The organism is Herbiconiux sp. 320_LB (assembly GCF_059691755.1).
Map to the genome: position 1 here is coordinate 441879 of NZ_JCAWAD010000001.1, position 18733 is coordinate 460611.

Here is an 18733-nt window from a genome sequence, read left to right on the forward strand (position 1 = left end):
TCCACGGTCCCGGGAGGTCGTCATGATGGTCCGCGCTCCGCTCACGCCCGAGCAGCTCGAGGCCGGGCGGCGCCTCGGCGAGACCCTCCGCGTCGCGCGCGGCCGACGGCCCCTCGCCGAGATCGCCCTCTCGGCCGGCATCTCGCCCGAGACCCTCCGCAAGATCGAGACCGGGAGGCTGCCGAGCCCGGCATTCGGCGTCGTCGCGGCCCTCGCGGCGACGCTCGGGCTCTCGCTGGATGCGCTGGCCGTCGAGATCAGACCGGCCCGGCCCGCCGAACACGCCGAGCACGTCGGGCAGGACGAGCGGAGCGCCTAGCGGGCGACGCACCCCGAGGGGTTCACTGGAGACATGAGAGCGATCGTGTTTTCCGAGAGCGGTTCGTCCGAGGTCCTGCGACTCCAGGAGCGACCCGTGCCCGAACCGGCGGCCGGCGAGGTGCGCGTGCGCATCGCCGTGTCGGCCGTCAACCCGACCGACTGGAAGAACCGTTCCGGCGGGGGCACCGGCGCCGGCGACACGGGCGAGCGCACGCCGAACCAGGACGGGGCGGGGATCGTCGACGCGGTCGGATCCGGCGTGACCTCGGTCGTGCCCGGCGATCGCGTCTGGCTGTTCCTCTCCGCCTACCAGCGGCCCACCGGCACGGCCCAGGAGTACACCGTGGTGCCGGCCGAGCGGGTCGTGAAGCTGCCCGACGGCGTCGGTTTCGACGAGGGCGCCTCGATGGGCGTGCCGGCGATGACCGCACACCGCGCCCTGACCGTGCACGAGAACGGACCGACCCGCCTGCACCCCGGCGCGCTCGAGGGCCGCACGGTGCTGGTCGCCGGCGGAGCGGGGGCGGTGGGGCACGCGGCGATCCAGCTCGCGCACTGGGCGGGCGCGACCGTCATCACCACCGTCTCCTCCGCCGAGAAGGCGGCGTCGGCCACCTCCGCCGGCGCCGACGTCGTCGTCAACTACCGCGAGGAGGATGCCGCCGAGCGCATCCGCGCGGCGGCCCCCGACGGCGTCGATCAGGTGGTCGAGGTCTCCCCCTCGGCCGATGCCGGGTTGGATGCGGCGGTGCTCGCGAACCACGGCAGCATCGCCGTCTACGCCAACGACGGCGGCGACACGATGACCCTGGACGTGCGGGCGCACTTCGCGATCAACGCGCGGTACCAGTTCTTGCTGCTCTACACCGTCGGTCGGGAGGCGCTGGCCGCGGCGGCCGAGGACATCACGGCGGCCCTGGCCGACGGGGCACTGCCCGTGGGTACGGCGGCCGGGCTGCCGCTCGTGCGGTTCGCCCTGGAGGAGACCGCGGCCGCGCACGACGCCGTGGAACAGGGGGTCGTCGGCAAGGTGCTGATCGACGTCGCCGACCTCTCCGACCACTGAGCCCGCGCACGGACAGAGAACGGATCCCATGGCCAACCAACTGACCACCCTCCCCTCCGGCGACGTCGTCGGGCTCTCCGCGACCGGCGATCCCCTCGCCACGCGGCTCGTGCTGTTCTGCCTGCCGACGCCCGGCGGCGGGATGTTCGACCCCGACCCGATGGTCACCGACCGGTGGGGCGTGCACCTGGTGTCGCTGGAGCGACCCGGCTACGGCGCGACGCCCCCGGTCGGGTCGGTCGGGCCGGGCATCGACACCAGCACCCGCGTGCGCGACTCGGCGACCGCCGGAGGCACCGCCGACCGGCCGAGCATCCAGCACCGCGCCGACGACCTCGCGGCCTACCTGAGGGCCTCGCAGAAGGACGCCCGGCACTCCAACGGCACCGTGCTCGGGCCGGCCGGTGTCGTCGGCTGGGGCACCGGCGGCATGGTCGCCCTCTCGCTCGCGTCGCGGCATCCGGAGCTCGTCGATCGCGTCGCCACGGTGCAGACCGCGGCTCCCCACGGCTTCACCTTCGACCCGGCGACCCAGGCGCTCCCGCCGTTCGGTCTCGAATCCCTCGGCATCCCCCGCGACGACCCGCGACTGGACCGCCCCGGGCTCCGCAACCGGCTCGACCGGATGCTCGCCGAGGCGGCCACGCAGGGCGGGGCGGGCACGGCGGCCGACCGCGAAGCGCTCCGCGACCGCTCCTGGGCGCGGGAGCTCGGCTCGGCCACTGCCGACGTGCGCCTGATCTACGCCGACGACATGACCTACGTCGACCGCTACGACGGGTACTGGTACCGCTCGCGGCTGCGGTCGGCGCGGGTCGTGCGGGTCTCCTCCGGCGGGGCGCTGGCCATCGCGACCCAGTGGGCCCGCATCCTCGCGCACGTCGCACCGAACCACGGCGGGCTCTCCGAGACCGCCCGCGGGGTTCAGGATGCCGGGACGCCCCGAGAGGCGCGATCGCCCGAACGGGGCTAGGGTCGCGGACATGAGCGACGACAGCAACACCCCCGACAACGACGACACCGTGCAGGACGGCCCGATCATGAGCGGCGCCGACGAGGCGAGCGAGGACGACAAGGCCGACGGCCGCGACGCCCAGGAGCGCGCCGACGCGGCGTTCTACGAGGGCAAGGACAACACCCACGCCAACCAGCCCGACCCCGAGCCGGCCGACGGCGTGTACGTGAATCCCTCGAGCAGCACGCTCTCGCACCAGAAGGACGCGTAGCCCGCGACCGGCACCCTATCTGTGGAGGGTGCCGGGACGCGCCACCCGATCGGGGGCTTGTCAGGCCCGGGGAGCGCCACGCTACTGTCGGCAGTGCCGTCGCCCCGTCCTTGCCACCGAGAGGCCCATCGTGACCGTCCCTACGACCTCCCCCGCCGCCGTTCCGCTCGACGCCCCGTACTACGGCGCTCCGATCGGCGAGGCCGTCGCCCGGTTCTGGAAGAAGTACGCCACGTTCACCGGGCGGGCGGGCCGTGCCGAGTTCTGGTGGTGGTACCTGGTCAACGCCCTCGTGAACCTGGTGTTCAACATCCTCGCCTTCGCCACCGGCGGCTACGGCCTGCAGATGGATCAGACCTACGCGACCCCGAGTGCGGGCTCGGTCGTCGTCTTCGTCATCTGGGGTCTGTGGGCGGTGGCGACCCTCGTCCCGTTCCTGGCCCTGCTCGCCCGTCGGCTGCACGACGTCAACCACAGCGCGTGGTGGATCCTGATCGGCTTCGTGCCCTTCGGCGGCATCGTGCTGATCGTGTTCGCCGTGCTCTCACCGAACCCGGCCGGCGCCCGCTTCGACCGGTAGCACGCGGGGTGCACGCGAAGAGGCCCAGGGGGAATCCCCTGGGCCTCTTCGCGTGAGTGACGCCTCAAGGCGTCACTCCGTCAGCAGATCAGACGCGACGGTTGCCGGTGAGCAGTCGCACCAGGAACACGATGACCGCGACGACCAGCAGGATGACGCCGACCCAGATGAGGAAGTTCAGCGACGAGACGAAACCGCCCGTGAACAGCAGGATGATCGCGATGACGGCGATGATGACGAGAAGGATGTTCACTGTGTTGCTCCTTTGTTGCGGGGAATGAGAGGGATCAGACGAGCGGACCGTTGGTGTCGCGGGTGCTACGCGTCACCTGCTCACCGCTGGCCGGGTCGACCGCGGTTCGGGTGGTGGCCGTCGACTGACGACGACGGAGCACGAAGATGAGGCTGATCAGGAAGACGACCACGCCCGCGCCCATCAGGATGTACCCGATGAGTGACAGATTGACATAGCCGCCGAGATCGACGTTCACGGCGAACGCCAGGATGGCTCCGATCACGAACAGGCCGATGCCTGAACCGATACCCAAGATGTGCTCTCCTCTCGCACCGCGAACGGTTCGCGGTGCCGACTGCAGCCGGCTGAGAATCTTCTGACCCTCACCGGGACTGCGTGCCGTCTCCGAACATGCCTACCATGATTGAGTCAATAACGATTGAGTTGATCCGATCCGTCCGTGACGAAGGAATCCGTGATGACCGAGCTGAAGCGACGCGTGGAGGTCTTCGCCGCGCTGGCCGATCCGACGCGATTGAGGATCGTCGACCTGCTCACCGTGGGCGACCTGTCCTCCTCCGAGGTCGAGAACGTGCTCGCTCTCCGCTCCAATCTCGTCGCCCATCACCTCCGAGTGCTGGAGAAGGCGCAGATCGTCTCGCGCACCCGCTCGGAGTCCGACCGGCGGCGGACCTACATCTCCCTGCATCCGGAGATCTTCGACACCCTGACCCCGCGCGCGCTCGAGGTCCCAGAGCGGGTGGTCTTCGTCTGCACGGCCAATTCGGCGCGGTCGCAGCTCGCCGAGGCGATCTGGCGCGACACCAGCGGCATCCCGGCGGCCTCGGCCGGGATGGCCCCAGGTCCCGAAGTCCGCCCGGGCGCCGTCGAGGCCGCCGGCCGGCACGGTCTGCGGATCGACCCCGCCACCGGCCCGAAGCACATCGATCAGGTGCTCGCCGAGCGCGACCTCGTGATCACGGTCTGCGACAGCGCCCACGAGCTGATGGAGGGGCGCGACGACCTGCACTGGTCGATCCCGGATCCCGCCCCGCTGGACACGCCGGAGGCCTACGACAGCGCCTTCACCCTGCTGGTCCGTCGCATCCAGGCCCTGACGGTGCGCCTCAGACCGATCGCCTGACACGCCGCCGAGCACGCACCACCGAGTACACGCCGCCGGCCACGCACCGCCGACCACGCACGGAGGGCCGGGCCCGAAGGCCCGGCCCTCCCGCATGACTGCCGGGCTACACCGTCCGGCGCCGCCGTCGGGCCACGATCAGCCCGCCACCGACTCCGAGCAGCAGCAGCGCGGCCAGCACCCCGACCATCGCCTGGCTGCCGGTCATCGCCAGCCCCGAGCCCGAGCCGGCCGCGGACGAGCTGCCCGAGCCGGTGCCCGTCCCGGTTCCGTTACCCGCACCCACGCCGGTGCCCGAGCCGTTCCCGTTCCCGTTCCCGGTGCCCGGATCGACCCCGGTGCCGGGGTCGGTGCCCGGCTGCGGGTCGACGACCGTGACGCCGAAGACCGAGGCGAGCAGGCGCACCGCGGTGAGCGCGTCGCCGCTGAGCAGCGCGTGCTCCGCATCCGCCGTCACGGCCGACGAGGAGTCGCCGGTCGCGGTCGTCCCGTCCACCACCGCGGCCTGGGCGAGGTCGCGCACGACCGAGACGAGGTCGTCGGCTGCGGCGAGCGTCGGCGCGTCGAGCCCGGTGAGGGTGACGGGTGCCGCCTGGGCCAGAGTGACCGAGGCGGTCGCCGAGAGCGTGGTCGCCGCCGGGCCGGTGAGGGCACCCGCCGCGTTCGCCGCCAGCTGCGCCACCTGGGCGCGGGCCTCGGCCGAGTCGACGACCGACCCGGAACCATCCCAGATCGGCGCCGCGATGAGGGCGTCGACGGCGGCACGCGAGGCCGAACCCTCGGCCAGCGAACCGGACAGCGCCGTCAGCCGGGCCAGCGGCGAATCGGTGCGCTCGCCCCAGCCGTAGGCGAACAGCGGCTGGTAGGCCGCGTCGCCGACGTTGATCGGCACCTGATCGGCGGAGGCCGGCCAGGTCAGCGGCAGTCGACCCGTGAAGGGCGTCTGGCCGAACAGGGTGTCGGCCACGCCGGCACCCTCGCTGCCGGGGAGGAAGGAGGCCACGAGGCCCGAGATCTCGCCGAGCTGATCGGTGACGAGCTGCGTGCGGCCGGCGACCACCAGCACCACGCACTTCATCGCGCCGCAGACCGCGTCGATCGCGGCCTTGTCGCTCGCCGTGAGCGACAGGCTGTGGCCGTTGTTGCCGACGTCGCCCTGCCCCTCGGCGTAGGGCGTCTCGCCAACCACCACGACGCCGACGTCGTTGCCGGCCATCGGGGCCGAGGCGTCCTTCGAGTAGGTGATCGTCGCATCCGGGGCCACCTGCTTCATGCCCTGCAGGATGGTCGTGCCCGTCGTCGCCGTGGCGCCGGAGCCGCCCTGCCACGAGATCGTCCAGCCGCCCATCTGGTTGCCCAGGTCGTCGGCGTTGGAGCCGGCGACGTAGACGTGGGCGTTCTTCGCGAGCGGGAGCACGTCGTCGTTCTTCAGCAGCACCTGCGACTCGGCGGCGGCCTGGCGGGCGTCGGCCCGGTGGGCCGCTCCCCCGAACTCGTCGGCGAGGCTTCGGTCGGCGAAGGGGCTCTCGAACAGCCCCAGCTCGAACTTCTGCGTCAGGATGCGGCGCACCGCGTCGTCGACGCGCTCTTGCGACACCGTCTTCGACGTGGTCACCGCGTCGGAGATGCTGGTGATGAACGCCTTGAAGTTGTAGGGCGCCATCGCCATGTCCAGGCCCGAGTTGACCGAGCGGACCGCCTTCTCGGCGTAGGTGCCGCCCGGCAGCTTGTCGATGCCCTCCCAGTCGCTGATGAGGAAGCCGTCGAACCCGAGCTGCTGCTTCAGCAGCGTCGTGTTCAGGGCGGTGTTCTCGTGCATCCGGACGTCACCGGTCCCGCCGATGTCGACACCCGAGTACGAGGGCATGATGCTGCCGACCCCGGCGTCGATCGAGGGGATGTACGGGTCGACGTAGGTGGTCATGAACTGCTCGAGCGACGGCGACTCGGTGAGCCCCTGGTCGATCGGGTAGCCGTTGCCCGCCTTCGACGGGTCGTACGTCGTGCCGCCGTCGCCGACCCAGTGCTTCGCGGTCGCGAGCACCTCGTCGGCGGCCGACTTGTCGCTCGGGTCGTCGCCCTGCAGGCCCACGGTGTTGGCGGCGGAGAAGGTGGTCACCAACGCCGGGTCCTCACCGAAGGATTCGTAGGTTCGGCCCCAGCGCTCGTCGCGGCTGACGCACAGGCACGGGGCGAAGGCCCAGTTGACGCCCGTGGTCTTGGTCTCGATCGCGGTGTCCTCGGCCAGCGTCTGCACGAGGGCCGGGTCGCGGGTCGCGCCGAGCCCGATGTTGTGCGGGAAGATCGTGGCGTCGAGCACGTTGCTGTGACCGTGCACCGCATCCGCCCCGTAGAGCAGCGGGATCTGGAGCGAGGTCGACAGCGCCTGCTGCTGGAAGCCGTCGATCATCGCGGCCCACGCCTCGGGCGTGTTCTCGGCGGGGGTGGACCCGCCGCCGGAGAGGATCGAGCCGAGGCCGAGGTCGGCGATCTGGCTCGGCGAGGTCAGACCCAGGCGCTCGGCCTGCGCCATCTGGCCGACCTTCTCGGCCAGGCTCATCCGGCCCATCAGGTCTTCGACGCGGGTGGCCACCGGCAGCGAGGAGTCGAGGTAGGGCAGCCCGTGGGCGTTCACCACGACCTTCGGGGCGCTCGCCGGGAGCTGCGCGCCCTCGGCGTCGAGCACGATCGGGATGCTCCGGGCTTGGTCGCCCGACGTGCCTGCGGCCAGCGCCGACACGTCGAAGGTCTGCGTGGTGCCCGACTCGGTGCCCGCGGCGAAGTTCAGCGTGCCGCCGAAACCGGCGACGTGGGTCCCGATCTCGGCCGTTCCCGTGCCCGGGGCGTAGGTCACGTCGACCGGCCCGGTGAGCGGCTCGCCGTTCGAGGTGGTGAGCGTCACCCCGACCTGGGCGGTGGCGCCCGGGTCGAGGAGGTAGACGTCCTGGGTCGTGCTGACCTTCAGGTTCGCGGCCTGCTCCGGCGTGCCGTAGATCTGCACGTCGTCGACGGCCCAGTTGGTGCTCGTCGGCTTGCCGGGCGCGAAGGTGATGGCGAAGCCCCAGGCGCTCGTGAGGTCGAGGGTGCCGTTCTGGGTGGCGGCGCTGCCGGGCTGGTACGAGCCGATCGAGAAGGCGCTGAACGGGAGCTCGACGAGCTTCCAGCGGCTGGTCGAGCTGCCCCAGTTGTCCTTGAAGGTCGTCGTCCACAGCTCGGAGTGCTCGCCGTCGGGCCCGCCGTCCTTCAGCTCGACCTTGATGTCGTCGCCGGCCGTGGGCGAGGCGGGGTTGCTGGCCTGCGAGGCGTACCACCAGAAGCGGAGGCCCTTGTAGGAGCTCCAGTCCTGCGAGGAGGCCAGGTTGTCGCTGAAGCCCGCGTAGGCGCCGCCCGAGGGGATCAGGTAGCTGCCGGAGAGCACCTTGTTGTCGGGGACGTCGCCGCGCGCCTGCGCCGTGACATCCATCGTCGCGAGGTTCTCGGCCGAGCCCCAGGTGAAGAACCCGACCGGGTTCGCGCCCGTGCCACGCGGCACGTCGCCCTGGAAGTCCTCGAGGGTGGTGGCGCGCTCGAAGGTGCCGAAGTCGTCGAACGACCAGGTGCCGGCGCCCAGGCCGGTGAGGGTCACGGCGAAACCGGTCGAGGCCGAGGGAGTGAAGCGGGCCGGGTTCGACGGGTCGTTCTTGACGCGGAGATCGGTGAACAGCACGCTGACCCGGCGCCAGCCGGCGGTGTCGTCGATGACCGTGCGGTCGAAGAGCTGCCCGCCGGACTTGACCTCGTAGCCGAGGGACTTGCCGCTGCCGGTGCCGAGGAACCAGAAGCTGAAGCCGTCCGACGCCGACCAGTCCTGCGCGGCGGTGTCGTTGGTGAAGCCGAACCAGTCGGACCCCGTGGGCGTGCCCGAGACGGTCGCGACGAGCACGTGGTTGTCGACCGGTGCGCCCGGGATCGTGTCGTCGACGACGGTCGAGAGCACGGGCTTCACCTCGTCACGGCTGGCCCAGGTCGAGTAGTCCGAGGGGACGCCGGACTCGAAGCCCTGGAGCACGGTGGTCGCGCCGTCGTTGGGGAGCTCGCCCGTCGGGCGGATCGTGACGACCGCGGTGTCGCGACCGCCGATGGTGATGCCGTCCGAGGGGTCGGTCAGGGTGAGCCTGAAGGTGCGCACCGGCGTCAGCGCTCCGTGCGACACCGTGGGCACGGTGACGGATGCGCTGGTCTGGCCGGCCGGGATGGTGACGACCTGGTCGACGGCGGTGTAGTCGGTGCCCGCGGTGGCGGAATCGTCGGCGCTGGTCACGTGCACCGTCTGGTCGGCATCCGAGACGCTGTTCAAGGAGACGCCGACGGTGGCGTCGGAGCCGGCGGCCACGTCGACGGCCTGCGAGTCGAAGCCCGCGGTGGGCACGGCGACCGTGCCCCGCACGGCGAAGGTGTAGACGGAGTAGCCGTAGTAGTGCAGCGTCGGCGCCTCCCAGGTGGCGGCCGCGCGCTTCAGCATCGCCAGTCGCACGTACCGGGCCTGCACCGGGGCGTCGAAGACGACCTGCTCGGTGCCGCCGACACCCGCGGTGCGCGAGGCGGCGGTGCTCCAGCTCGAGTCGTCGGCGGGGTTCGCCGAGGCGACCTGCACGTCGTAGGCGACCGCGTACGCGGCCTCCCACGAGATCGAGACCCCCGTGACCGTGGCGATCGAGCCGAGGTCGCTGGTGAGGGATGCGGTGAAGGTCGTGTCAGAGTCGGGCCCGTTGCCGCTCGCCCACCGGGTGGCGTCGTTGCCGTCGGTGGCGTTGGAGGCCGGGAAGTTGCCGTCCTTGTCGTTCTGCGACGCCGATGCCGTGGTCGTTCCGGTGAGCGCGAGATCCGGTTCCGCGGCGACCGCCGACGAGACGGCGGACTGGCCGACGACCAGGAACGCGGCCATCAGGGCCGAGACCACTCCGGTGGCGACGATGCCGCGCAGGGGGCGGCGGGGGGAACGGGTGGCAACGGACCGGGGACCTGGTGCGGGCACAGTCACTCCTTCATGACGAACCGCTCGACGTCGAGCGGAATTTCCAGTAGAACCTCTGAATTCGTCCGGTCCCAGGACGAATGCGCGTCGGTCCGGCGTGTCGCCGAACGGCGCGCGCTCGAGGCCCAGGCGGCCGAGAGGGTGCGGTCGATGATGCCGACGAGCTCCGACCGCTCGCCGAGCGCGGCGGCGCGGATGCGCACCCGCGGCGACCCCAGGGGCTCGGCGCCGGGCAGGCCTGTGCCGGACACTCCGATGTCGGGCGCGAACCGGGTGAAGGCGTCCCGCACCCCGTCCATCAGCGCCTGGTCCGAGGCACCGAAGCGCCCCCCGAGGATGACCACCTCGGCGTCGACGAAGGCGCTCAGCTGGGCGATGGCGCGGCCGACCCGGGCTCCCGCCAGCTCGCGGTCGGGCAGGCTCGCGGCGACCACGGTCTCGAGGCAGCCGCGACGCCCGCAGCGGCAGAGCTCGCCGTGCGGGTCGACCTGGATGTGGCCCATCTCGCCGCTGGTCCCCCGGGCGCCGGACAACAGCATCCCGTCGACGATGACGCCCGACCCGATGCCGTGGCCGAGCTTGACGTAGAGCAGGTTGTCGAGGTCGGGGGTGCCGCCGTGGATGCGCTCGCCCCAGGCCCCGAAGTTCGCGTCGTTGTCGTGCACCAGCGGCCCGGTCAGCCCGGGCGGCCGGGCCTCGTCGGCGGTGACGCCCTGCCAGCCGGCGAGCGCCGCCGGGGCCAGGACCACGCCGGTGCGCCGGGTCACCGGGAAGGGGAAGGAGACCCCGAACCCGACGACCTCGTCGGGCCCGAGGCCGAGGCCCGCGAGCGAGCCGGCGACGAGACGGTGGAGCTCGCGGAAGGTGGCGCGGGCGGAGTCGTCGACCGGGAACGGGATGCGGGTCTCCCGCAGCACGCTCCCCTTCAGGTCGCAGACCGCGACGGTCAGGTGCCGGTGGCCGATGTCGGCGGCGACCACGACACCGCCCTGGCGGGCGAGCTCGAGCACGGCGGTGGGACGACCGCGCTGCGCGCCGTGGCCGGAGCGCAGCGCATCCTGAACCAGCCGGCGTTCGACGACGAGACCCTGTGCGATCAGCTCGGAGACCGCCTGGGCGACGACGCTGCGGGAGAGCCCGGTGTGCTCGGCGATCGCACGGCGGGTGGTTCGGCCCGCACGCCGGATGAACTCGAGATGGTCGTTCCGACCGGACCCGTTCTGTGCTGGAACCGTCACCGTGCATCCCCTTCGATGACCGACGTCGTACTACTCACCCATCGCGCCCCCGAACGGGGGTGCGCACTCTCCTCTCATTGAAACACAGCCCGGGCCCGGTCGTGCCCCGCGAGCGGACGCCGATCGGTTCGATGGTTGACTGTTCGAGATCTAACGGTTAGAGTTCTGAGCATGGACGCGACGGACTTCGAGTACACGACCCCCCTGCAACTGCTCCGCTGGATCGGCTGGGCGCAGCGCAAGGCGGGCGAGGACTGGATCCGTGAGCGCGAGCTCAGCCACGAGCAGAGCTTCGCGCTCGGCTACCTGGTGCAGAGCCCGGGCGCGATCCAACGCGACCTCGCCGAGATCACCCGCACGAGCGCGGCCAGCGTCTCGAGTCTCCTGCAGGGGCTCGAGCGGCGCGGCCTCGTCGAACGGCGCAGCGAGGAGGGCAACGCGCGGGTCAAGCGCGTGTACGCCACCCCCGCCGGGGCCGAGCTGATCGCGGGCTTCGACGAGGCCATGGCTTCGGCGGAAGACCAGATCCTCGCCCCGCTCAGCAGCACCGAGCGGGACACCCTGCGCGTGCTGCTCGCGAAGATCACGAGCGAGCTCCCCAAGCCGACCCGCTCGTAGCGGCGGCGCGGCGCTCGGCCGCGCGACCCGATAGACCACACCCTCTCCCCCGCCGTGCCGGCGTCCGTCGGCGCGCGCTCGAACCTGCCCCAGAAAGGAGCAGTCATGATCCGCTCGAACCGCTGGTACCTCTCCACCGCGCCGATCCTGCGCGCCCTCGTGCACCTGTGCGTGCCGATGGCCGCCGCCATGATCGTCGGCGCCGTCTACAACGTCGTCAACGCCGGCTTCATCGGCTCGCTCCACGACAGCAGCCTGCTCGCCGCCGTCACCCTCGGCAGCCCGGTGCTCGCCCTGGTGATGGCCGTCGGCGGCGTCTTCGGCGTGGGCGGAGGCGCTCTCATCTCCCGCCTGCTCGGGGCCTCCGAGAACGACCCGGAGCGCGCGGGCGAGATCAAGAACATCTCGTCGTTCGCCCTCTGGGGAGCAGTCGTCTCGGGGGCCGTCCTCGGCGGTCTCGGCCTGCTCTTCCTCACCCCGCTGGTCACGCTGCTGGGGGCGGATGCGCAGGCGGTCCCCGCCACGAGCGCCTACATCGGCGTCATGCTGGCCTTCGTGCCGGTGCTCGCCGCCGCGTTCTGCCTGGAGCAGATCGTGCGGGCCGAGGGAGCCGCCCGGCAGGTGATGATCGCGCTGATCGGATCGACCGTCGCGAACATCCTGTTCGACCTGCTGTTCATCCTGGCGCTGGGCTGGGGCGTGGCCGGCGCCGCGCTCGCGATGGGGCTGTCGAACCTCGGCGTCGTGGCCTACTTCGCGGTCTGGCTGCACCGCAACAGCGAGCACGTCAGCCTCGCCCCGCGCTGGTTCAGCCTCGCTCCATCGGTGCTCAAGCCGGTGTTCGGCGTCGGCTCGGGCGAGCTGCTGCAGTCGGCGTTCCTGATCGTGACCTCGCTCGTGCTCAACAACCTGGCGGTCGCCTACGGCGACACCGCCCTCGCGGCCATGGGCGTCGCCGTGCGGATCGCGCAGGTGCCGGAGTTCCTGGTGATGGGCGTGACGCTCGGCATCCTGCCGCTGTTCGCCTATGCCTACGGCAAGGGCGACCGGGCACGACTGAGCTCGGCCGTGCGGGTCTCGGCGATCACCGTCGGGGCGATCGTGCTGGTGTCGGCCGGAGCGGTCTGGGCCTTCCGCGAGCCGCTGTTCTCGGCCTTCTCGTCCGACGGGTCGGTGCTCGCGATCGGGGTCACGATCCTCACCGCACAACTGGTGGCGATGATCGTGAACGGGTTCACCGGGCTGCTCACCTCGCTCTTCCAGGCGACCGGGCGGTCGCTGCCCGCCATCCTGATGTCGCTGTCGCAGGGGGTGCTGTTCATCCCGATCGTGCTGCTGGGCGACCTGTGGTTCGGCCTGGGGGGCATCATCTGGTCGCTGACCGTCTCCGAGGCGATCGTCTTCGTGCTCGGCGTGGCGCTCTGGCTCGGGTCGCGGAAGGCGATCGACCGGGGGCTCGCCGAGGGCAGCCCGGGGCGCGCCGAGGCGGTGCTGGAGGACGCGTGAGCCGGGGGCGGGCCGTGGAGGGGGCGGGTCTGGGAGGGGTCGGGCCGTGGAGGGGCAGGTCGGGGGCCTCAGCTCGGCCCCACGAGGGGGGTGACCGTGGCGGTGGCCTGGTCCCAGAGCCGCAGACCGACCGCCGCAGCCTGGGTCGGGGCCGCGCCCTCGATCAGCCGCAGGGACTGCGGGAGGGTGTCGAGCCGCAGCCGCCTCGCGAGGGAGACGTGGGGCACCCAGTCACCCGGGGTGGTGTGAGGTGCGTCACCTCCGACACCGGCGACGGGCTCTGCCGCAGGCTTGGTCGCTGTCGCAGCCGCGGCCGCAGCCGCGGTCGCAACGGTGGCGTGCACGGCCGCGTGCAGGTCGAGCAGGGCCCGGGTCGGCACGATCGACCGCACGAGCACCCGGCGGTCGCCCTCGCCGAACAGCAGGGGCACACCGAGCTCGAGCGGCAGCGGGAGCGGGAGGTCGGCGAACGTCTCCGCCGTCACCAGGGGCAGTCCCGCGCCCGACCGCACCAGCAGCGTCACGTGCGGTCGGTTGCTGGGCGACGGATGCGACCCCAGGCTCGACAGACCCGCGTCGGCGAGTGCGGTCCACTGCCGCCGGATCCACTCCTCCGTCGCGTCGTCGAGCACCAGCTCGAGGCTCCGGATGGGGCGGGCGTCGTCCATGCCCCCAGTCTGCCCCGGGCCGGGCGCTGTCGGAGGGTGCGCCTAGCGTCGTGGATGCATCCGCACCGACCGAGAAGAGCCCCCATGAACACCCGTGGTTTCGCCACGATCGACTTCGAGACAAGCGGTCTGGCGCCCTCGCACGGGGCGCGGGCCCTCGAGATCGCGGTCGTCCATTCGAACGAGGACGGTGAGGTCACCGGGAGGTGGGACACGCTGATCGGCGTCGACGGGCCGGTCGGCCGGGTCGACATCCACCGCATCTCGCGCTCGGCCCTGGCGGGCGCGCCGGCCTTCGGGCAGATCGCCCCCGAGCTGGTCGAGCTCCTCCGCGGCCGGGTCGTGGTGGCGCACAACGCCGGTTTCGACCTGCGCTTCCTGGTCGCCGAGCTCGGGCTGATCGGTTACCGGTTCGCCGCGGCCCCCGTCACGCTCTGCACGCAGCGACTCGCCCGCAGCTACCTGCCCGGAGTGCGGCGCTCGCTCGCGCACCTCTGCGAGGTCTTCGGCATCGCGCTCGAGGGCGCGCACCGGGCCTCGGTCGACGCCCTGGCGACCGCGCAGCTGCTCGAGTGCTACCTCGCGAACTCGGCCGACCGCTCCGGGTTCGCGCAGCAGCTCGACCGGGCGGCCGCGCTCCCCCACCGCACGCTGCCCGCGAGCGGGGTGCGGTGGTACCCGCGGGAGCGGGTTCCGGCCGGCGCAGATTCCCGCCCGGCGTTCCGGTACTGAGGGCCGCGCGCCTCAGTCCGCGCCGTGTCGGCCTGCGCCGCCTCGGCCTGCGCCGCTTCAGCGAGGCCCGCCTTCCGCCCTCTGTCAGCCCTGTGCCGGCTCGGCCTGGATCCGGTCGGTCGCCACCAGACGGTCACCCGCCCGGGCGGCCGGCGCGAGCCGCTCCCCCGTCTCGGCGTCGACGAACCGCATCCCCGCCGGAGCGGACGAGGGCCGGTTGCGGTCGGCCCAGTCGCCGAGCGCGAGCAGCACCATCGCCAGCTCCTGGCCCGCGCCGGTCAGCACGTACTCCTCCCGAGCTCGCCCGGCCTCGGGCTTGTAGGAGCGGCGCTCGAGCACGCCGCCCTCCACCAGGGTCGACAACCGCGCGGTCAGCACCTCGCGCGGGATGCCGAGCGACTCCTGGAAGCGGCTGAACCGGGTCGTCCCGGCCAGGGCGTCGCGCACGATCATGAGGGTCCACTTCTCCCCGAGCACGTCGAGGGAGCGGGCGATGGGGCAGCGTTCGTCGCCGCCGAGGATGCCGAGCATCCCGTCATCCTACCTGAGTTCGGATAAGAGAGTCAGTGTGCTAGGTTCGCATCACGAACTCAGACGAGGAGACACACGATGGACATCTACGGAGCGACTGTGCTGGTGACCGGCGCCAACGGCGGACTGGGCGCGGAATTCGTGCACCAGGCCCTCGACCGCGGCGCCGCCACGGTCTACGCCACCGCCCGCACCCCCCGCGAGTGGGGTGACGAGCGCGTCCGCCCGCTCGCCCTCGACGTGACCGACGCGGCCAGCGTGCAGGCGGCGGTCGCGGCCGCCCCGGGGGTCTCGATCCTCGTGAACAACGCCGGGGTCGGCGGAGCGGGACAGCTCCTGGACTCCTCGGTCGAGGAGGTCGAGCGCGTCTTCGCCACGAACGTGTTCGGCGCCCTCCGGGTCGCGAAGGCCTTCGCCCCCACGCTCGCCGCGCAGGGCGGCGGCGCCCTGGTCGACGTCCACTCCGTGCTGAGCTGGCTCGCGCTCGCGGGCGGCTACTCCGCCTCGAAGGCCGCGCTGTGGTCGATCACGAACTCGCTCCGGGTCGAGCTCGCGCCGCAGGGCACCCTGGTGCTCGGCGCCCACCTCGGCTACACCGACACCCCGATGACCACCGGGGTCGAGGCCGACAAGAACGACCCGGCCGACGTCGTCTCCGCGATCTGGGATGCGGTGGCCGCCGGTCACGACGAAGTCCTCGTCGACCAGGTCAGCCGCGACGTGAAGTCGGCCCTCGCCGGCCCGGTCGCCGCCCTGTACCCGCAGCTCAGCGGTCGCTGAGCCGGGAGCCGGCCGGCGCTGGAGCCGACTCCGCGGCCGACTCCGGTGCCGTCGCCAGCGTCTGCAGCCCGGTGACCCGCAGCAGGTCGAGCTTCGCCTGGTCCTCGCCGCCCGGCTCCACCGTGTAGACCACGATCCGCAGGTCGCCGCCCGGCACGGTGAGCACGTCGCAGTCGACCGTGATGGGGCCCACCGGGGTTCCGGTCACGGTCTTGCGACTCGAGCGGTGCTCGGCCACCTTCGCTTCGGCCCAGCGTCGCTCGAACTCCGGTGACTCCGCCCGCAACCGCGCCACCAGGTCGGCCAGGGCGGCGTCGCCGGGGTAGCGGCCGAGGGCCGAGCGCAGGTCGGCGGCGAGATCGCTCGCGAACTCCTCCTCGTGCCGGGCGTCGAACTCGGTGCCCTCGTGTCCCGAGGTGAAGAACCGCCAGACCAGGTTGCGGTCGCGCCCCGTGTGCGCCGAGGGGTCGCCGTTGACCGCGGCCCAGAGCGGGTTCCAGAGCAGGATGTCGTGGGCGGCCGTGAAGACCGCCAACGGCACGTCGCCGAGCCGGTCGACGATCCGCTGCACCCCCGGCGTCACGTGCTGAGGCACCACGCGCCGGGACGGCGGGGCGACCCCGGCCACGCGGAAGAGGTGGTCGCGCTCCCCCTCCGTCAGCCGGAGCGCGATCGCGAGCGCTCCGAGCAGCTGGGGCGAGGGGTGCGAGGCCCGGCCCTGCTCCAGGCGCACGATGTAGTCCACGCTCACCCCGGCGAGCGCCGCGAGCTCCTCCCGCCGGAGTCCGCCGGTGCGCCGCACGCCGCCGGTCGGCAGCCCCACGTCGGCGGGGCGCACCCGGTCGCGCCAGGAACGGAGCACGCTGGCGAATTCGGTCATGCTCCCATCCTGCCCTCCGCCGCGCCGGTCTCCCTGGTACTCCCGGTCCCCCTGTAGAGCGGTGCCTGGCAGAACCGGGGCGGCGGGCCGAGCATGGAGCCATGACCATCACACTGATCACCGGGGCCAACAAGAGCCTCGGTCTCGAAACCGCCCGCCGCCTGCTCGAGGCCGGCCACACCGTCTACGCCGGGGTGCGCGACCCGGCCACCGCCGACGCCGTCCGCGCGCTCGGCGCCGAGGTCGTGCAGCTCGACGTCACCGACCAGGCGAGCGTCGACGCCGCGGTCGCCTCGTTACCCGCCCTCGACGTGCTCGTCAACAACGCCGGCGTGCTCGGCACGTCCTTCGGGGTCGACGACCTCTCGGCCGAGGCGATGCAGGCGGTGCTCGACACCAACGTGCTCGGCATCGTCCGCGTCACGCAGGCCGCGCTCCCGCTGCTGCGCGCATCCGGAGCCCCCGTCGTGGTCAACGTGGCCTCGGGCGTCGGTTTCCCCCGCTACCTGCAGGATCCGGCCCACGACGAGTTCCCCGTCGCCGCGATCCCCTACGCGGCCTCGAAGGCCGCGGTGATCACGCTGACCGTGCAGTACGCCAAGAACCTGCCCGGCTTCCGCGTCAACGCCTCCGACCCGGGGTACACCGCGACCGACTTCAACGGCCACGGCGGCCACCAGACGGTGACCGAGGGCACGGATGCGACGGTCGCGCTGGCCCTGGTCGGTCCCGACGGCCCCACGGGCGAGTTCCACGACCGCCGCGGCCGCATCGCGCTCTAGCGCGGCAGGCCGGGAGCGGGCGGCAGACGGGGGGCAGACGCGGAACGGGCGGAGGCCGGTCGCGCACGGCGACCGACCTCCCCGGGCCCTAGACCCCGAGGTCCTCCCGCTTCGTGCGGAACGTCTCGGGGCTGAAGACCGCGACCACCGACGAGAGCAGCGACACCCCGCCGCACAGCGCCACCGCCGGCAGCCAGTTCGTGCCACCGGCACCGGAGGCCTGGGCGATCGCCGGCGCGAAACCGGCGAGCAGGATGCCGAGCATGAGGCCGACGGCCATTCCGGTGTAGCGCACAGGGGCGGGGAACATCTCGGGGTAGTAGACCGCGCCGATCGTGATCGGGATGCAGTAGAAGATGCCGATCCCGACGATCCCCGCGACGAAGATCATCGGGATGTCCCCCGCGTCGATCGCCTGGAACAGCAGCACCAAGCAGACGCTCGAAGCCAGCGAACCGACGATGAACAGCGGTTTCCGCCCGAAGCGGTCCGAGAGCAGCCCCGCGACCGGCGCCATGAACACCGCGACGAGGTTCGCGATCGAGACCACGGTCAGCATCACCGCGCTCGGGATGCCGTTCGCACTCCCGTAGGCGAGCGCGAAGACGTTGAAGATCGTGCCGACGACGTTGATCGTGCTGAGCGCGAGCACCCGCAGCACCGTGCGCCAGTGGTGGGCGAGCAGCTCGACGATGGGCAGCTTGGCCCGGGCGCCCTCGGACTTCAGCGCGTCGAAGGTCTCGGTCTCCTCGAGCTGGCGCCGGAGGAGGTAGGCGATGACGGTGAAGACGCCGCTGATCAGGAACGGCAGGCGCCAGCCCCAGCTGAACAGCTGCTCCTCGGGCAGGGCCGCGATCGGGATGAAGACGAGACTGCCGAGGGCGATACCGAACTGCATCCCGCTCATGGTGAAGCTGGTGAAGAAGCCGCGCCGGCCCACCGGGGCGTGCTCGACCGTCAACGAGGTCGACCCGGGCGACTCACCGCCCGCCGAGAGCCCCTGCAGCAGGCGCAGCAGCACCAGCAGCGCCGGCGCCGCCCAGCCGATCGCGGCGAAGGTCGGCAGGAGGCCGATCGCGAAGGTCGCCACGCCCATCAGTGCGATGGTGAGCACGAGCGCCCGCCGGCGGCCGAACCGGTCGCCGATGTGCCCCCAGAGCACCGCGCCGAGCGGCCGCACCACGTAGGCGACCCCGAAGGTGGCGATCGAGAACAGGGTGGCCGCGGCCCCGGAGTCCGGGAAGAACAGGCGACCGAAGATCAGGGCCGCCGCCGAGCCGTAGACGAGGAAGTCGTAGTACTCCAGCGCACTGCCGAAGAACCCGGAGACCGCCGCGCGACGCGCCTGCGTCGGCACCGGGGTGGTGCCTGTGCTGATTTTTACCGACATGATGTGCTCCGTTGCAGATGAG

Annotated in this window: 19 protein-coding genes; 11 read left to right on the forward strand and 8 right to left on the reverse strand. The window is 72.1% G+C overall.

The features are described 5' to 3' along the window. Nucleotides 1-22 precede the first annotated feature (22 nt). The 5 genes from AC59HU_RS02095 to AC59HU_RS02115 all read left to right on the forward strand — a co-directional run bounded on the left by AC59HU_RS02095 (nt 23) and on the right by AC59HU_RS02115 (nt 3193). Complete coding sequence (locus tag AC59HU_RS02095) at nt 23-319, forward strand: helix-turn-helix transcriptional regulator (protein ID WP_497221661.1); 297 nt, start codon at nt 23-25, stop codon at nt 317-319. Nucleotides 320-352: 33 nt separating this feature from the next. Then, nucleotides 353-1387, forward strand: coding sequence for an NADPH:quinone reductase (locus AC59HU_RS02100; RefSeq protein WP_497221662.1), 1035 nt, complete (start codon nt 353-355; stop codon nt 1385-1387). 28 nt (nt 1388-1415) lie between these two features. Beyond that, complete coding sequence (locus AC59HU_RS02105; protein WP_497221663.1) at nt 1416-2360, forward strand: alpha/beta fold hydrolase; 945 nt, start codon at nt 1416-1418, stop codon at nt 2358-2360. Nucleotides 2361-2370: 10 nt separating this feature from the next. Next, nucleotides 2371-2613, forward strand: coding sequence for a hypothetical protein (locus AC59HU_RS02110; protein WP_497221664.1), 243 nt, complete (start codon nt 2371-2373; stop codon nt 2611-2613). Between the two features lie 130 nt (nt 2614-2743). Then, nucleotides 2744-3193 carry a DUF805 domain-containing protein gene (locus tag AC59HU_RS02115; RefSeq protein ID WP_497221665.1) on the forward strand — a complete coding sequence of 150 codons (450 nt, stop codon included), beginning with the start codon at nt 2744-2746 and terminating at the stop codon, nt 3191-3193. An 88-nt stretch (nt 3194-3281) separates the two neighbouring features. On the opposite strand, the gene AC59HU_RS02120 is transcribed toward AC59HU_RS02115, so the two are convergent. Then, nucleotides 3282-3446 (reverse strand): hypothetical protein, encoded by a 165-nt coding sequence (locus AC59HU_RS02120; protein ID WP_497221666.1) that lies wholly within the window; start codon nt 3444-3446, stop codon nt 3282-3284. Nucleotides 3447-3480: 34 nt separating this feature from the next. Beyond that, on the reverse strand, nt 3481-3741 hold the full coding sequence (locus tag AC59HU_RS02125) for a DUF6458 family protein (protein ID WP_497221667.1): 261 nt from the start codon (nt 3739-3741) through the stop codon (nt 3481-3483). 147 nt (nt 3742-3888) lie between these two features. Between AC59HU_RS02125 and AC59HU_RS02130 the strand changes: the two genes are divergently transcribed. After that, entirely contained in the window at nt 3889-4572 is a 684-nt protein-coding gene (locus AC59HU_RS02130; RefSeq protein ID WP_497221668.1) for an arsenate reductase/protein-tyrosine-phosphatase family protein, read from the forward strand. A gap of 106 nt (nt 4573-4678) precedes the next feature. Here the strand turns inward: AC59HU_RS02130 and AC59HU_RS02135 are convergent, their stop codons facing one another. Further along, nucleotides 4679-9586, reverse strand: coding sequence for a glycoside hydrolase family 3 N-terminal domain-containing protein (locus tag AC59HU_RS02135; protein ID WP_497221669.1), 4908 nt, complete (start codon nt 9584-9586; stop codon nt 4679-4681). A gap of 2 nt (nt 9587-9588) precedes the next feature. Beyond that, nucleotides 9589-10824 (reverse strand): ROK family transcriptional regulator, encoded by a 1236-nt coding sequence (locus tag AC59HU_RS02140; RefSeq protein ID WP_497221670.1) that lies wholly within the window; start codon nt 10822-10824, stop codon nt 9589-9591. Nucleotides 10825-10995: 171 nt separating this feature from the next. Here AC59HU_RS02140 and AC59HU_RS02145 point away from each other — a divergent pair, with 171 nt between their 5' ends. Then, on the forward strand, nt 10996-11442 hold the full coding sequence (locus tag AC59HU_RS02145; protein ID WP_497221671.1) for a MarR family winged helix-turn-helix transcriptional regulator: 447 nt from the start codon (nt 10996-10998) through the stop codon (nt 11440-11442). A 105-nt stretch (nt 11443-11547) separates the two neighbouring features. Next, nucleotides 11548-12948 carry an MATE family efflux transporter gene (locus AC59HU_RS02150; protein WP_497221672.1) on the forward strand — a complete coding sequence of 467 codons (1401 nt, stop codon included), beginning with the start codon at nt 11548-11550 and terminating at the stop codon, nt 12946-12948. Between the two features lie 68 nt (nt 12949-13016). Here the strand turns inward: AC59HU_RS02150 and AC59HU_RS02155 are convergent, their stop codons facing one another. Next, nucleotides 13017-13616, reverse strand: a complete 600-nt coding sequence (locus AC59HU_RS02155) for a 2'-5' RNA ligase family protein (protein WP_497221673.1) — start codon at nt 13614-13616, stop codon at nt 13017-13019. An 84-nt stretch (nt 13617-13700) separates the two neighbouring features. Between AC59HU_RS02155 and AC59HU_RS02160 the strand changes: the two genes are divergently transcribed. After that, the gene (locus tag AC59HU_RS02160; protein WP_497221674.1) at nt 13701-14348 is read left to right on the forward strand and encodes a 3'-5' exonuclease; all 648 of its coding nucleotides are present in this window, start codon (nt 13701-13703) and stop codon (nt 14346-14348) included. Nucleotides 14349-14432: 84 nt separating this feature from the next. Here AC59HU_RS02160 and AC59HU_RS02165 read toward each other — a convergent pair whose 3' ends face one another. Next, a complete protein-coding gene (locus AC59HU_RS02165; RefSeq protein WP_497221675.1) occupies nt 14433-14879 on the reverse strand; it encodes a winged helix-turn-helix transcriptional regulator in 447 nt (148 codons plus the stop codon). Between the two features lie 78 nt (nt 14880-14957). Between AC59HU_RS02165 and AC59HU_RS02170 the strand changes: the two genes are divergently transcribed. Further along, a complete protein-coding gene (locus tag AC59HU_RS02170; RefSeq protein ID WP_497221677.1) occupies nt 14958-15659 on the forward strand; it encodes an SDR family oxidoreductase in 702 nt (233 codons plus the stop codon). On the opposite strand, the gene AC59HU_RS02175 is transcribed toward AC59HU_RS02170, so the two are convergent. Beyond that, nucleotides 15646-16539, reverse strand: coding sequence for a helix-turn-helix transcriptional regulator (locus AC59HU_RS02175; RefSeq protein WP_497221678.1), 894 nt, complete (start codon nt 16537-16539; stop codon nt 15646-15648). The genes AC59HU_RS02170 and AC59HU_RS02175 overlap by 14 nt on opposite strands. A 101-nt stretch (nt 16540-16640) precedes the next feature. Here AC59HU_RS02175 and AC59HU_RS02180 point away from each other — a divergent pair, with 101 nt between their 5' ends. Next, complete coding sequence (locus tag AC59HU_RS02180; RefSeq protein ID WP_497221680.1) at nt 16641-17321, forward strand: SDR family NAD(P)-dependent oxidoreductase; 681 nt, start codon at nt 16641-16643, stop codon at nt 17319-17321. An 88-nt stretch (nt 17322-17409) separates the two neighbouring features. On the opposite strand, the gene AC59HU_RS02185 is transcribed toward AC59HU_RS02180, so the two are convergent. After that, on the reverse strand, nt 17410-18711 hold the full coding sequence (locus AC59HU_RS02185; RefSeq protein WP_497221681.1) for an MFS transporter: 1302 nt from the start codon (nt 18709-18711) through the stop codon (nt 17410-17412). Nucleotides 18712-18733 lie beyond the last annotated feature (22 nt).